Annotated in this window: 11 protein-coding genes; 6 read left to right on the top strand and 5 right to left on the bottom strand. The window is 68.8% G+C overall.

Features of this window, described 5'->3' with window-relative positions:
* The 4 genes from D7Y13_RS26595 to D7Y13_RS26580 all read left to right on the top strand — a co-directional run.
* The coding region (locus tag D7Y13_RS26595) for an SLOG cluster 4 domain-containing protein (RefSeq protein ID WP_120630803.1) at positions 1–351 on the top strand (351 nt) is incomplete at its 5' end.
* Between the two features lie 158 nt (positions 352–509).
* Entirely contained in the window at positions 510–911 is a 402-nt protein-coding gene (locus tag D7Y13_RS26590) for a hypothetical protein (protein ID WP_120536574.1), read from the top strand.
* A gap of 15 nt (positions 912–926) precedes the next feature.
* The gene (locus tag D7Y13_RS48770) at positions 927–5,234 is read left to right on the top strand and encodes an AAA family ATPase (RefSeq protein WP_120585378.1); all 4,308 of its coding nucleotides are present in this window, start codon (positions 927–929) and stop codon (positions 5,232–5,234) included.
* A gap of 123 nt (positions 5,235–5,357) precedes the next feature.
* Positions 5,358–6,173: an acyl-CoA desaturase gene (locus D7Y13_RS26580; protein ID WP_120585379.1), complete on the top strand. Its 816-nt coding sequence runs from the start codon at positions 5,358–5,360 to the stop codon at positions 6,171–6,173.
* Positions 6,174–6,177: 4 nt separating this feature from the next.
* Here D7Y13_RS26580 and D7Y13_RS26575 read toward each other — a convergent pair whose 3' ends face one another.
* Positions 6,178–7,593 carry a B12-binding domain-containing radical SAM protein gene (locus tag D7Y13_RS26575; protein WP_120536571.1) on the bottom strand — a complete coding sequence of 472 codons (1,416 nt, stop codon included), beginning with the start codon at positions 7,591–7,593 and terminating at the stop codon, positions 6,178–6,180.
* A 288-nt stretch (positions 7,594–7,881) separates the two neighbouring features.
* Here D7Y13_RS26575 and D7Y13_RS26570 point away from each other — a divergent pair, with 288 nt between their 5' ends.
* Positions 7,882–9,600 (top strand): hypothetical protein, encoded by a 1,719-nt coding sequence (locus D7Y13_RS26570; protein WP_120585380.1) that lies wholly within the window; start codon positions 7,882–7,884, stop codon positions 9,598–9,600.
* A 104-nt stretch (positions 9,601–9,704) separates the two neighbouring features.
* Here the strand turns inward: D7Y13_RS26570 and D7Y13_RS26565 are convergent, their stop codons facing one another.
* A complete protein-coding gene (locus D7Y13_RS26565; RefSeq protein WP_120536569.1) occupies positions 9,705–10,730 on the bottom strand; it encodes an inorganic phosphate transporter in 1,026 nt (341 codons plus the stop codon).
* Between the two features lies 1 nt (position 10,731).
* Positions 10,732–11,358 (bottom strand): DUF47 domain-containing protein, encoded by a 627-nt coding sequence (locus D7Y13_RS26560; protein WP_120536568.1) that lies wholly within the window; start codon positions 11,356–11,358, stop codon positions 10,732–10,734.
* Between the two features lie 290 nt (positions 11,359–11,648).
* Between D7Y13_RS26560 and D7Y13_RS26555 the strand changes: the two genes are divergently transcribed.
* Positions 11,649–12,560 carry a fatty acid desaturase family protein gene (locus D7Y13_RS26555; RefSeq protein ID WP_120536567.1) on the top strand — a complete coding sequence of 304 codons (912 nt, stop codon included), beginning with the start codon at positions 11,649–11,651 and terminating at the stop codon, positions 12,558–12,560.
* A gap of 2 nt (positions 12,561–12,562) precedes the next feature.
* Here the strand turns inward: D7Y13_RS26555 and D7Y13_RS26550 are convergent, their stop codons facing one another.
* Both D7Y13_RS26550 and D7Y13_RS26545 read right to left on the bottom strand, forming a co-directional pair.
* Positions 12,563–13,225: a macro domain-containing protein gene (locus D7Y13_RS26550; protein WP_120536566.1), complete on the bottom strand. Its 663-nt coding sequence runs from the start codon at positions 13,223–13,225 to the stop codon at positions 12,563–12,565.
* Between the two features lie 13 nt (positions 13,226–13,238).
* Positions 13,239–14,459, bottom strand: a 1,221-nt coding sequence (locus D7Y13_RS26545) for a M28 family metallopeptidase (RefSeq protein WP_120630802.1), incomplete at its 5' end; no start/stop codon positions are given.

Here is a 14,459-nt window from a genome sequence, read left to right as displayed (position 1 = left end):
GCCTCCATCGGCATCATCCCCGGCACGGTGGGGCCGGAGGGCCTGTACCAGCCCCGGGCCGGCTACCCGAACTCGGACATCGAGCTGCCCATCTACACGCACCTGCCGCTCAGCGGGGAGCAGGGCACGGACCCCATGAGCCGCAACCACATCAACGTGCTGACGCCGCACGCCCTGGTGGCCCTGCCGGGGGGCGCGGGCACCGCGGCGGAGGCCGTCCTGGCCCTGCGCTATGGCAAGCCGCTCATCCTCCACGGGCCACCGGAGGGCTTCCGGCGCTTCCCGGCGGAGGCCGAGCGCACCACCTCCCTGGAGCGGGTGGCGGAGTTCATGCTGGCAGCCACCCGGTAGCAGGGGGACGCCAAAGCCCTACAGGAGCGAGCAACCCGCCAACCCCGGATGAGGGTCCGGGGGAAGGTGCCCCAAGGGGTGGGAAAAGATTTAGGATGCGAACGTGGGGCAGGGTGCGCCCAGCAAGCGGATGCCCAGCCGTTGCCACGTTCGCCACCATGATCAACCCCGACTATCCGCTGGCCAGCTGGTTTCTCGCGCTCTCCACGTCGCTCTTCCTGGTCGTCTACGCACTGCCGTTGCTGTTCGTCCCGCTGCGCTGGGCGCGCTGGTTCGGGTGGGAGCTGCCCACCGGGAACAACGACCTCACGGTCTACTTCGCGCGGTGCCTGGGTGGTCTGGCGTTGTCTGTCATCATCGCGGTGGTGCAGTTCATCCCGGATCCGAAGAGCCACCTAGTCATCTTCGAGCTCATCGGCCTCATTGGCGGCCTGATGACGGCCGTGCACGTCTGGGGGGCCATCCGCAAGCAGCAGCCCTGGACGGAGACGGCGGAGATCCCCCTCTACGGAGCGGTGTGCGTGGCGGCCCTGTGGCTGCGCTACGCCTCGCTGTCCTGAGCCCAAGGCCCCGGGATGCCCTCCGAGCAGCACATCGATCCAGTCGTCGCGGCGCTGGCGCCCTACATGCCGGCGGCCATCCTCGCGCGTCTGGCGACCCATGAGGCGGATGCGCTGCCCCGGGTGGAGCCCGTGCGCGGCGCCATCCTGCTGCTGGACATCGCGGGCTTCACGCCCATCGTGGTGGGGCTGAGCGGCGCGGGGCCTCGCGGCATCGACGCGCTCCAGCGGCTGCTCACGAACTACTACACGGAGATGATCGACGTCGTCCGCGACCACGGTGGGGACATCTACCAGTTCGCCGGCGACTCCATCCTCGCGTGCTTCGAGGCCGCGCCCGCGGAGGCGGACGGGGACGTCGTGCAGCGCGCCGCGGTGTGCGCGCTGGGTGTGCAGCGCAGGCTGGCGCGCTTCGCCCGGCTGGAGCTGTTGGGTCAGCGCTTCGGTGTGTCCTCGCGCATCGGCATCGGCTTTGGTGAGTCCAACCGCATCGTGATGGGCGGCTCCGGCCTGTGGATGCACCCGGCGCTCGTGGGCGAGCCCCTGGCGCAGGCGGTGGGCGCGGAGAAGCAGGCCACGGTGTCGGAGGTCGTCCTGAGCCCCCGCGCCTGGAGTTCGCTCCCGGAAGGCGCGCGCAAGGGCGAGCCGCGCGAGGGTGGCAACCACCGCCTGGCGCTGGACGCGCCGGTGGAGGCCGTCAAGCGGCCCCTGCCCGCGGCCTCCGGAGGCTCGGAGCTGGTGGGCCGGTGCGCGCTCTTGCTGCACCCGGTGCTCTTCACGAAGATCACCACCGCGCACCAGGAGTTCTCCGGGGACTTCCGCGACGTCACCTGCTTCTTCGTTCGCTTCACGCACGCGCCCACGGATGGGGACGGCACGTCGTTCACGCGCGACCTGAACGCCTACTACGAGTTCGTCCAGCGGGAGAGCGCGCACCACGGCGGCGTGCTGCTGATGACGGACTTCACGGACAAGGGCAACGTGCTCTACGTCCTGTTCGGCGCGCCCACCGCCCAGCAGAACAAGGAAGTGCTGGCGTGCCGGCTGGCCTGCAAGCTGCTCAAGTCCCGGGAGTCCTTCCCGTTCCTCGGGGACCTGCAGATCGGCGTCGCCACCGGCCACGCGTACTGCGGGGACATGGGCTCGCCCTGGCGCAAGGGGTACTCGGCGCTGGGCGAAGTGGTGAACATGGCCGCGCGCCTGATGACGCACGGGCGCGGCGGCTCCGTGCACATCTGCGCGAACACGCAGGGGCGGCTCCAGCAGGGCGGCTTCGCCACGGAGTTCGTGGAGGACGCGAAGCTCAAGGGCGTCTCCCGCACGGTGCCGGTGTACCGGCTGCTGGGTGAGACGCGCCGCAGCCTGTTCATCAAGGGCCGGGGCGACATCATCGGCCGCAAGCGTGAGCTGGCCGTGCTGCACGACGCGCTGGACGCGTCGCTGAAGGGCCGGGGCAAGGTGAGCGTGGTGTCCGGCGAGGCGGGCATCGGCAAGTCGCGCCTGGGCGCGCGCGTGCTGGAGGACGCGGAGGAGAACGGCGCCGGAGCGCTGTACGGCATCTGCTACTCCTACGAGATGTTCACCCCCTTCTTCCCCTGGAAGGAGGTGCTGCTCCAGGCGTTCGGGCTGCATGACTCGGACGACTTCGCGACGCAGATGGTGCGGCTGTCGGAGGGGTTGGACGGCCTGGAGGACGTGGGGCCGGAGTGGATCCCCGTGATGGCGGGCATCCTGGGCATCGCGCTGGAGGAGACGCCGGACACGGCGTCCATGGACGCGCGGCGCAAGCAGCAGAAGGTGTTCCAAATCGTCCACCAGCTCCTGGAGAAGCTCAGCCGCGCGCAGCCGCTGCTGCTCTTCTTCGAGGACCTGCACTGGGCGGACAACATCTCGTTGGATCTGCTCCAGCACCTCGCGGTGCGCCTGGGCTCGCACCGCATCATGGTGCTGGCGACGATGCGGCCGGGCGAACAGCTCCGGGGGCTGCGCGAGCTGCCGGAGTACTGCCCCGTGGAGCTGTCCAGCCTGGACGACGACGACACGCGGGAGATGCTGCGCGCGCACCTGCGCCTGTCGCCGCCGGACCTGGCGCTGGAGGAGCGGCTGCTCGCGAAGGTGCAGGGCAACCCGTTCTTCATCGAATCCATCGTGGAGGGCCTGGCGGAGCAGGGCTACCTGGGACCGGCGGAGCCGGGCTCGCAGCGGATGGAGCTGAAGCGCGGCCTGCAGGACCTGCTGCTGCCGGATTCCATCCAGGACGTGGTGCTGTCGCGCATCGACCTGCTGTCGGAGACGGAGAAGCTGGTGGTGAAGGTGGCGTCCGTCATCGGGCGCGTCTTCACGCTGGATGCGGTGTCGGCGCTGGTGCCGGGCTCGCTCGTGGGCACGAAGCTGCGCGAGGCCGTGGACACGCTGACGCGCCTGGGCCTCATCCTCCTGGAGACGGAGGAGCCCTACACCTGCCTCTTCAAGCACATCGTCATCCGCGACGTGGCCTACAACACGCTGCTGGTGTCGGCGCGCGAAGATTTGCACCGCAAGCTCGCGCGCTACCTGGAAGCGCGCGCGAACGACAACCTCGTCGGCTCCGCGGGTCTGCTGGCCTTCCACTTCCTCGCCGGCAACGTGGAGGACAAGGGCCTGGAGTACACGCTGATGGCGGCCCGCAGCGCGCGCGCCCAGTACGCCAACGACGACGCGCTCTACCACTACAACCGGGGCCTGGAGCTGCTGGGCACCGTCGTGCCGTTGGACCCGGAGGCGATGCTGCTCAAGACGCGCCGGGTGATGCAGGAACTGGCGGAGACGCTGCTCCAGGCGGGCAACTACGCCGCCGCCATCATCATGTTCGAGCAGTGCCTGGTGGACGAGGAGGAGGTCCCCCAGCAGGCGGAGCTGCACCTGGGCCTGGGCCGCGCGCACCAGGAGAAGGGCGAGTCCAGCCGCGCCACGCACCACCTGGAGCAGTCGCTCGTCTTGAGGGGCCGCAGCCTGCCGCGCAACCTGCTCGCGCTGGGGCTGCGCACGCTGGGCAACCTGCTGCTGCGGGGGCTGGCCACGCTGCTGCCCTTCATCCTCCGTCCCATTCCGGCGGCGCGCCTGCCGCAGTACCTCCAGCAGCTGAGCACGCTCAACGCGCTCATCCGCATCTACTACTTCGCGGACATCACCAAGCTCACCTGGGCGACGCTGGTGTCCACCAACATGGCGGAGCGCTCGCGCAGCGACTACGCCATGAGCATCGCCAGCGGCTACTACGCCACGCTGCTGTTCGGCGCGGGGCTGCTCAAGCGCTCGCGCCACCACGGCGAGCGGGCGCTGGAGTACGCGCGGCGCTCCAAGGACCCGGTGGCGGAGGGGCTCGCGCTCAGCCGCCTGGGCATCCAGGCCTTCTTCGCCAACGAGCTGAAGCGCTCGCGCGACTTCCAGGAGCAGGCCGTCTCCACGCTGCGCGTGGTGGGTGAGCGCTGGGAGCGCCAGACGTCCCTGATGATGCAGGCGACGGGTGAGTTCCTCTGCTCGCGCTTCAAGACGGCCGAGGAGCTCTACGAGCAGATGAAGACCATTGGCGTGGAGCTCAACGCGCTGATGCACCAGGGCTGGGCGCACTCCTGGGCGCCCATGTGCCGCTACCTCTTGGGCGAAGGCGACGTGGGCGAGCTGTGCGCGGAGATGGAGACGGGCCTGCGCATCAGCGAGGAGGTCGCGGACCTGGCCAACCAGTGCGCCAGCCTCAACCACCTGGCCAACGTCACCGTGCGCGAGCACCAGGTGGAGGAGGCGGCGCTCGTCGCGGTGCGCTGCTTCAAGAGCATCTGGAGCTACCAGGTCCTCGTGCCCTTCCTCCAGGTGGGCCTGGTGGACGCGGCGGAGGCGGCCCTCTTCGCGCTGGAGGAAGGGGCCACGGTGGTGCCGCGCAAGAAGCTGCTGCGCATCGTGCGGCTTGCGTGCATCAAGGCGCGGATGATCTCCAGGCTGTACCCGTACCTGAAGGGCCCGGCGCTGCGCGTGACGGCGCGCTCGCTGCGCCTGCGCAAGGGGCCCAAGGCCGCGGAGCCGGTGTTCCTGGAGGCCATCGCCATCCTGGAGGCCAGCCCCAACCGCTGGGAGACGGGCGTGGCCTACTTCGACGCGGCGGTGGCGCTGCCGCACCGCAGGACTGCCTTCCTGGCCCGCGCGAAGGAGATCTTCGTGGAGGTGGGGGCGCTCGCGGAGCTGCGCCGCATCGACCGGCTCCAGGCCTCCGCGCAGGCGCTGCTGCCGGGCGCCACCGTGCTGCCCCCGCTCCGCGACGCGGCACGCCGCGACCTGAGCGTGATGTGAGCGAAGGCCTCCCGCACCTCGGGTGAGGCATAAGGCGGACCCGCAGTCAGCGTGGCGGGGGTGCTTGTACCGTCAGGCCCGGCTCCTACACTGGCGCCTACCTCCTCGAACCCACACCGGGCCATGACTTCCGTTCCACTCCGCTTCCAGACCAGTCCCGTCATCGTCGGATACATGCTCGTGGTGCACGCCCTGGCCGCGCTGGCGTTCCTGTTGCCCTGGCCCCCGTACGCGCTGCCGGTGGGGCTGGCGGTGTACGTGAGCATCGGGCTGGGCACGACGGTGGGGCTGCACCGCCTGCTGTGTCACCGCGCCTTCGTCTGTCCGCGCTGGGTGGAGTACGCGCTGGTGTCGGTGGCCATGCTGACGGCCCAGGGCAGTCCGCTGCTGTGGGCCGCGACGCACCGGCTGCACCATGCGAAGGCGGACGCGGAAGGGGACGTGCACTCGCCCCAGCGCGGCTTCTGGTACGCGCACATGGGGTGGATCCTCAACGAGGCCTCCACGGACGACGACGGCTGGCGCACGTGGTGCCGGGACATGGCGCAAGATCGCTACTACCACTGGCTGTTGCGCTACCGGATTGGCCCGCAGGTGCTGGCGGTGCTCTTCGTGGGGCTGACGTTCGGCTGGCGCACGGTGCCCGCGTACTTCTTCCTGCCGGTGGTGTGCTGGATGCAGAGCACCTATGCGGTGAACTCGGTGTGCCACGCGAAGTTCGGCGTCCGCGTCCACGACACGCGCGACAAGAGCCGCAACGTGTGGTGGGTGAGCGTGCTCGCGCTGGGCGAGGGCTGGCACAACAACCACCACGCCTTCCCCGCGTCCGCGCGACACGGCTGGGTGTGGTGGCAGTGGGACCCGGGCTGGCTCTTCATCCGGGCCCTGCGGTCGCTGGGGCTCGCGTGGGACGTGCGGCTGCCGTCCCGCGTCCGCTGAGCCCTCACGTCACGAGCTGGGGCTTCAGTCCCAGCCGGGCCATCTCCCGCACATCCCAGTCCTCGAGGGCGTCCAGGCCCGCGATGTAGCGGCGCGCCGTGTTCTTCACCGGGTTGCGGATGCTGACGATCTCCGGGCCGGAGAAGAGGATGGTCTGCTTGTAGCGGGGCATGTCGCTCATCATCAGCTTGGACGCGTAGTGCCGAGCGATGTTGGGCAGGCTGCCCAGCGTGCGGCACAGCCGCAGGAAGTGCTCCACCACCTCCGACGCGTGCAGCTGCTTGGGCCGGTGGCACAGCGTGTAGCCGTCGTAGTCGCGGCTGGTGGTGCCGGGCAGCAGCCGGTCCTCGGCCTGCAGCTCGCGGAAGAAGGGCGTCTCCGGGTACGGGCACACGATGCCCAGGAAGGTGACGGAGAAGTACTTCAGGTCCGCCAGGTACTCCGGCAGCCGGTGCAGGTATTCGTTGGTGTCGCCGTCCGAGCCCACGATGAGGCCGAAGGACAGCAGGATGCCGGCGGAGAAGACGCGGCGGATGACGGCGTCCACCTCCGACAGCTTGTTCTGGCCCTTGTTCATCGCCTTGATGGAGTCCGGGTTGAGCGACTCCAGGCCGGTGTAGACGTAGCGGCAGCCCGCCTTCGCCATCAGCTTCACCAGCGACTCATCCTTGAGCACGTTGAACGTGAGGGCGCAGCCCCACGTCTTCTTCAGCGGGATGAGCGCTTCGCACAATTCGCGCAGGTACTTGGGCGAGCCGCCCAGGTTGTTGTCCAGGAAGACGAACGCGTCATCCATCATCCCCAGGTAGTTCGGGTTCCAGCGCATGCGCGTCTGGATTTCGTCGATGACCGCGGGGATGGGCCGGAAGCGGTAGCGCTCGTTGCCGGTGAGGACGCAGAAGTTGCAGGAGAAGGGGCAGCCGCGCGACGCCTCGATGCCCGGCAGGCGCACCTTGTTGTGCTCGAAGTTGATGAGCTCGTAGCGGTACGGCCGGATGGCGGACGCGCCCAGGGACGGGCGGCTGTAGCGCGGCTGGAGTTCGCCCTTCTCGAAGTCCGCGACCAGCGCGGGCACGTTCGCTTCGGGCTCGCCGGTGATGACCGCGTCGAAGTACTGGGCCGCGTCGTCGGGGAAGTAGCCCGCGTGGCGCCCGCCCGCCACCGTCGTCATCCCGCGCTGGCGGAAGAGGGTGGAGAGCACCTTCGTGTGCTCGTAGTACGAATGCAGGTACGAGAAGAAGACCAGGTCCCAGTGCCGGTCCAACGGGATGTCCGCCTCCTTCTCGTTGAAGATCTCCACCTCCGCGTGTTCCGGGCACAGGCCGGCGATCAGCTCCGGCACGGAGGACTGCATGATGGACGGCTCCTTGATGCGCAGGCGGGTCGGGTGCGTGTACGTGGCGATGATGGCGATTCGCATGCGTGCGTTTTCCGGCAAGACGACGCGGAAGGAACGGCACGCGCCCGTTCACGAATACACCTGCCGGACTGCGTCCCCCTCCGTGGCGGAAGAATCACCCGGAGTCCGGGCAGTGGCAAAGGATCTCCGCTCCGCGCGCCGCACTCCCCGTGCTTCCGGTGGCAGCGGACGACCCAGGAGGACCTATCTCGTGAGGGGCGCACGCTGATAGATCTTTGAAACATGGATCCTTCTTCCTCGACCCCCTCCACGGGTTGGCCGTTTCGACGTTATTTCTGGATTTCAGTCGTGGCCGCGGCGCTCCTGGGCGCGATGACGTTGCACGCGGGCTTCATGTTCGACGACTACGTCTGGCTGGGAATCTGGGACCGCGTGCCGCAGCCGGCGCCGCTGGCCAACACGCCCTTCGACGTGTACCGCACGGCGACGGGCGTCGCGGAGCACACCCATCGGATGTCCGAGTCCGGCATCTTCCCGTGGTGGGTGGAGCCCACGGTGAAGCTGGCCTTCTTCCGCCCCCTGTCGAGCGCGCTGTTCGGCCTGGACCACGCGCTCTTCGGCCGGGACTCGGTGGGCTACCACGCGCACTCGCTGCTCTGGTACGTGGGCCTGGTGATGCTGGCGGGCCTGCTGTTCCGGCGCGTGCTGCCGGCCGCGGTGGCCGCGCTGGCCATGTTCCTTTTCGCCATCAACGGCTCCCACGCGGCGGTGCTGGGCTGGCTGTCCTACCGCGCGCTGATGGTGTCCACGCTCTTCGGCGTCCTGGGCTTCTGGCTGCACCTGGAGTGGCGTGAGCGCCAGCGCAAGGGCGCCCTGGTGGGCTCGCTCGTCGCCTTCGCGCTGGGGCTCGCGAGCGCGGAGACCATGCTCATCCTCATCCCGTACGTCATCGCCTACGAGGCCTTCGCCGGGCCGGGCAAGGCGGCGGACAAGCTCAAGGGGCTGCTTCCGCTGGGCGTGCTGCTGGCCGGCTACTTCGCGCTCTACAAGTCGCTGGGCTACGGCGCGGCGGGGCAGGACACGCACGTGGATCCGCTGGGCGCGCCGGGGGCGTGGGTCTCCGCGATGATCAGCCGCGTGCCGGCGGCCATCGCGGGGCTGACGCTCAGCGCGCCGTCGGACTACATCATGGACGCCTCCTACGTGCCGGTGTTCACGCTGATTGGCGCGGCGGGCCTGGCGTTCTTCGCGCTGCTGGTGTGGGGCGTGTGGCCCCGGCTGGAGGGCGACGAGCGGCGCACGCTGAAGTGGATGCTGACGGGTTCGTTCGTGGCCACGTTCCTGGCCAGCTCGGCGCTCGCGGGCACGCGCACGCTGCTGGTGCCCAGCCTGGGGCTGGCGGTGGGGCTCGCGATGGTGCTGCGCGCCGCGTGGCGGGGCCGGGCGCGCTCGTTCCGCGCGGGCGCGGTGCTGGCGGGCGCGGCGGTGATGTTCCTGCTGCACGTCGTGGCGGCGCCCTACGTGTGGTGGCAGACCGTCAACGTCTACACGCAGATGGACGCGATGATGAACCGCGCGCAGGCGCGCTACGGCGAGGCGCTGGACGTGAAGGCGCTGCCGAACCAGCGGGTGGTGGTGCTCAACGCGCCCAGCGGCGTCATCGGCATCTACAGCTCCGTGCAGTGGTGGTCCCTGGGCAAGACGCTGCCCAAGGCCTGGTGGGTGCTGTCCTACGCGATGGAGCCGCAGCAGGTGACGCGCACGGGGCCCAACTCGCTGGAGCTGTCGCTGCCCAAGGGCCACTTGCTCACGACCATCGAGGAGCGCGTCTACCGGGGCTCGCGCTACCCGCTGGCGGTGGGGGACACGTTCGACGTGAAGGGCATGAAGGTGCGCGTGGAGGACGTGGACGCGGAAGGACCCAAGCGCGTGTCCTTCACCTTCGACGTGCCGCTGGAGGATCCGTCGCTGAAGTTCGTCGAGTGGAAGAACAAGAAGGTGCTGCCCTGGACGCCGCCAGCGCTGAACGCCGCGCCGGTGGTGGTGGACGCGCACACCTTCCAGTAGTCCCGAATGAAGAGGCGGGCCCCCGTCCGGTTGTCGCCGGACGCGGAGCCCGCCTGGAAGTGAAGCGTTGCCGGAGCCTGGGAGCCTGGGGCCCGGGGGCTTTTTCAGCCCACCAGCCGGACCACGGCCAGCGTGATGCCGTAGACGAGGACGGACACCAGCGCGGCGGCGGGGATGGTGAACACCCACGCCCAGATGATGCGTCCGGCGGTGCCCCACTTCACCGCGCGCCAGCCGCGCGTGGACCCCACGCCGACGATGGCGCCGGTGATGGTGTGGGTGGTGGAGACGGGGATGCCCAGCTCCGCCAGGGCGATGATGGTGACGCCGCCGCCGGTCTCCGCGCTGAAGCCGCCAATGGGCGCGAGCTTCGTGAGGCTGTGGCCCATGGTGCGGATGATGCGCCAGCCGCCGAAGAAGGTGCCCATGGCGATGGCGGCGTGGCAGGAGATGATCATCCACCAGTCGATGTGGAACGGGCGGTCGCGCCAGATGGTGCCGAAGAGCACCACCGCGATGATGCCCATGACCTTCTGCGCGTCGTTGGTGCCGTGGCTGAAGGAGAAGATGGCGGACGACACCAGCTGCAGCCGGCGGAACCAGGTGTCCACGCGCAGGGGCGTCTGCTTGTGCACCGTCCAGGTGCTGATGACCATCATCGTGATGCCCAGGAACATGCCGATGAGCGGCGACAGCACGATGAACGCCGCGATGCGCGCGATGCCCGAACCCACCAGCCCCTGGAAGCCCAGCACCGGCAGCGTCGCGCCAATCATCCCGCCCGCAAGCGCGTGCGAGGACGAAGAGGGCAGGCCCCACCACCAGGTGAGCAGGTTCCAGGTGATGGCCCCCATGAGGGCGGAGAAGATGACCATCAGCACCGCGGTCGGGCCGGCGGCGCGGAGCATCTCGAAGTTGATGATGCCCTTGCCCATGGTGTTGGCGACATGGACACCGCCCGCGAACGCCGCCACGAAGTTGAAGAACGCGGCCCAGGCCACCGCGAGGTTCGGCGACAGCACGCGCGTGGAGACGACGGTGGCGATGGAGTTCGCGGCGTCGTGGAAGCCGTTGATGAAGTCGAACACCAGCGCGACGATGACGATGAGGACGACCGCGGCGAGCAGCATTTCAGGAGTGCTCCAGCACGACGCCTTCGATGACGTTCGCGACACCCTGGCACTTGTCGGTGGCGGTCTCGATGAGGTCGTAGATCTCCTTCCACTTGATGATGGTCAGGGTATCCACGCCGCTCTTGAACAGCCGGCCCATGCCCGAGCGCAGCACCTCGTCCGCCTGCGACTCCAGGCTCTTGATCTCCTTGCAGCCGGCGAGGATCTGCTCCGGCTTCTTGATGAGGCGCAGCGCCGCGACGACCTCCTGCACCTTCAGCGTGGAGAGCACCAGCAGGCGCGCCAGCTCCGCGGCGTCCGCCCGGGTAGAGTCGATCTCGTAGTACAGCAGCCGCGCGGCCGCCGCGTTCGTCAGGTCCAACACGTCGTCGATGCGCGACAGGAGCGAGTGGATCTGCGTGCGATCGAACGGGGTGATGAACTGCTGGTGCAGCCGGTTGAAGGCCGTGTGCGTGACGTCGTCGCCTCGGTGCTCCACGTCCTTGAGGGCCTGGACGCGCGCGGGCACGTCCCGGTAGTCGCTCAGCAGCTCATGGAGGATCTTGGCGCCTTCGACCGTGCGGGCGCATTGGGCGTCGAAGTCGTCGAAGAACTCATCCGACTTCGGCATCAGCTTTTCGAGCATGGGGTTCCCTCGGCGCCTGGAGCGACAGGCGCGGTCCGCCGCGGGAGGTGGTTGCGCGAGGGTGTTGCCCTCCCGTGACGCGGCGTGACTACCCTACTTTGGGAGTTTCGCCAGTGTTCCGTGCAGAACTTCACGGATTCCGGGGGGTTGGGGATAACCGCGCCGGCTTGCCCGGCGGGCGCGCTTCTCCCGGAAGAGGATGACGCAGGGGCCTGTTCCGGATGGGGCTTCACGTCCTACAGTTGGAAAATCGGCAATTCGTCCCTGGTCCCTCTTGTCGCGGAAGGCGCATGACCCTGTTCCGGCACCCTGAAGATCGCATCCCGGTCCTGATGTTCGCGTGCGTGTTCGCGCTCGATGTGACGGTGTTCCTCACGGCGAAGAGCTGGTGGTTCCCCGTGTTGTGGTTCGGCCTGGGCATCATCCCCAAGGGGTGGATCTGCTCCTGGAACCACCACCACCAGCACCTGACGATGTTCCGGCACGCGATTCCCAACCGCCTCTTGGAGATCATCTTCGCGTTCCAGACGGGCGTGACGTCGCAGGCGTGGTTCCTCCACCACGTGGTGGGCCACCACCGCAACTACCTGGACCAGACGAAGGACGAGTCCCGCTGGAAGCGCGATGACGGCACGACGATGGGGGAGATGGAGTACTCGCTGAAGACGATGCTGACCGCGTACCCGCGCTCGTTCCAGGTGGGCCGCAAGCACCACCCGAAGGCGCTGCGCCTGTTCGTGGCGATGGCCGCGCTCCAGGTGGTGCTGCTGGCGGGCCTGTTCTGGGTGAACCCCTACAACGCGCTGTTCGTCTTCTTGCTGCCGATGGTGGCGTCGCTGTTCGTCACCGTGTGGGCGACCTTCTTCCACCACGTGGACCTGAACACGGCGGTGCACGCGGAGGCCTCGTACAACATCCTCCACCGGGGCTACAACCTGATGACCGGCAACCTGGGCTACCACACCGCGCACCACTCGCGGCATGGCCTGCACTGGTCGAAGCTGCCGGAGCTGCACGCGCAGCTGGCCCGCGACATCCCCGCGCACCTGTACCGGCAGCCGGGCATCCCGTTCGTCTGGCGCGGCTCTGAAGCGAAGCTCGTGCTGAGCGAGCACGAGGTGGAAGCGCTCGCCGTTTCCACCGCGAAGGCCAAGGCGCCCGCCGCCGCGCCGGCCGCTTCCGGCGAAGAGCTGGCGGCCTAGCTTCACGCCCCGCCGGGCTCGCCGGGCTCGGTCGCCCGCTTGCGCGCCAGGTACTCGCGCACCTCCGCCGGAAGGGTTTCTTCCGGCAGGGGGAAGTGCTGCGTCACCACCTCCAGGATGTTGAGGTACTGGGGCAGCTCGAAGCCGTAGAACACCACCCGCCCGATGCGCGATTGCTCCCGGGCGGACAGGTGGGTCTTCAGGGTCGTGCACGCCAGCCGCACCGGGTCGTTCACGCCCAACCCGCCGGTGCCCGCGCCCAGCGCCACCATGGCCACGGAGAGCGGCGCACCGTCGTCCGGCAGGGCCTCCAGTGCGTTCCACAGGTTCACGCAGCAGACCTGGATGCGCGCGAGGTTCGGCGACGAGTTCCCGGACAGTCCGTGGCGGTAGTCCATCACCGCCACGTGCGCGACCCACTGGGCCCTCGGGTGTTCGCCCGCGTCCGTCACCAGCACCTGTCCCGGATCCATGGGGCCGCGGAAGCGGGCCTGGAGGGCCTCGGTGATGTGCTCCTGGTAGTCCGGGCCACACGCGAGCCGGATGGCCCGGGAGACCCCGGACCCCAGCTGCACGTTCGTGTTGGAGGCGTTGACCAGCACGCGCTCGGAGCCGTCCGTCAGGCTGCCGAGCGCGACCTCGATTCCGGGGAGGGGAGCGCTCATCCCTCCAGTCTAATCACGGCGTCTTCGGCTCGGCCGGTCCGGTCGTGCGGTTGGCCGCGATGTTGATGACGTTGACCATCAGGTCCTTCACGCGGCGCGGCTTCTCGCCCCCGTTGTCCTTGATGATCTTGTCGATGTCGTCATCCTGCCGGTGGTACTCGGGGATGAGGTCGCCGCCGCCGTTGGGATTGGACAGGCCCTCGAAGAGGAAGAGCACGTCCTCGCCCTTGCGCCCGAACGACGCGCCGTCCTGGCGGTCGCGGTACACGTTGATGTCGCGGTTGATGCGGTCGAACGGATCCGCCAGCTGCTGGTTCGCCTGATCCACCACGTCCCGGAAGTAGTTGGGCTGGCCCTTGGTGTTGGTGTCCACGACGGACAGGCGCTGATCATCCCAGCGGCCCACCATGTCCGTGTTGATGACGCCAGCGATGTTCTTCAGCTCCAGGCCGGGGATGGGGTGGTCCACGAAGTACTGCGAACCCACGAGCCCCTTCTCCTCCGCGCCCGTCCAGATGAAGAGGATGGAGCGATCCAGCTCGCCGCGCTTCTGCGCCTCCGCCAGCTCCGGCACCGCCGCCATCAACACCGCGCTGCCGGACGCGTTGTCGTCCGCGCCGTTGTACGCGTTGCCCTGGCGGTCCACGCCCACGTGGTCCAGGTGGGCCATCACGACGATGACCTCGTCCTTGTGCGGGCCGGTGCCGGGCAGCATCGCCAGGGTGTTCACGGCCTGGCCCGTCGCCGTGGCCACCTGCCGCAGCTCCTCCACGCTGCGCTGCGTCCCGGACCGGGCCGGCACCAGCGGCTGACCGGACGCCTTCATCGTGGACTCGTACTGGCGGTTGAGCAGCGCCAGCGTGTCCTTGGGCATCTTGTCGTCCAGGTAGAAGCCTTCCTGGAACGTCTCGTGCCCGAACTCCTTGTGCGCGCCGTGGGCCGCGCCATGCGCCGCGCCGCCCTCCTGCGCCCCCAGGAACGAGAAGACGTTGAACTTCTGCTGGAAGGGGTTCTCCGGGTTGTTGGAGTTGGGGCCCACGAGGCCGTACTTCTTCACGTGCTCCTGCACGTAGGCGGACGCCATATCCAGGCCTTCCGAGGGGCTGTTGCGGCCCTTCAGCTCATCGGAGGCCAGGTACTGGAGGTGCGTCATCGGATCCGAGTCGGCCGAGACGGGCGGCTCGGTGGGCTGCGTCGGATCCGTCGGGGGCAGCGGCGCCGGGGTGGTGGGCGC

The sequence above is a fragment of the Corallococcus praedator genome (assembly GCF_003612125.1).
In the GTDB taxonomy this organism is placed as follows: domain Bacteria; phylum Myxococcota; class Myxococcia; order Myxococcales; family Myxococcaceae; genus Corallococcus; species Corallococcus praedator.
Note: the sequence above shows the minus strand (reverse complement) of the source record. Positions and strands in the feature narration are given on the sequence as shown.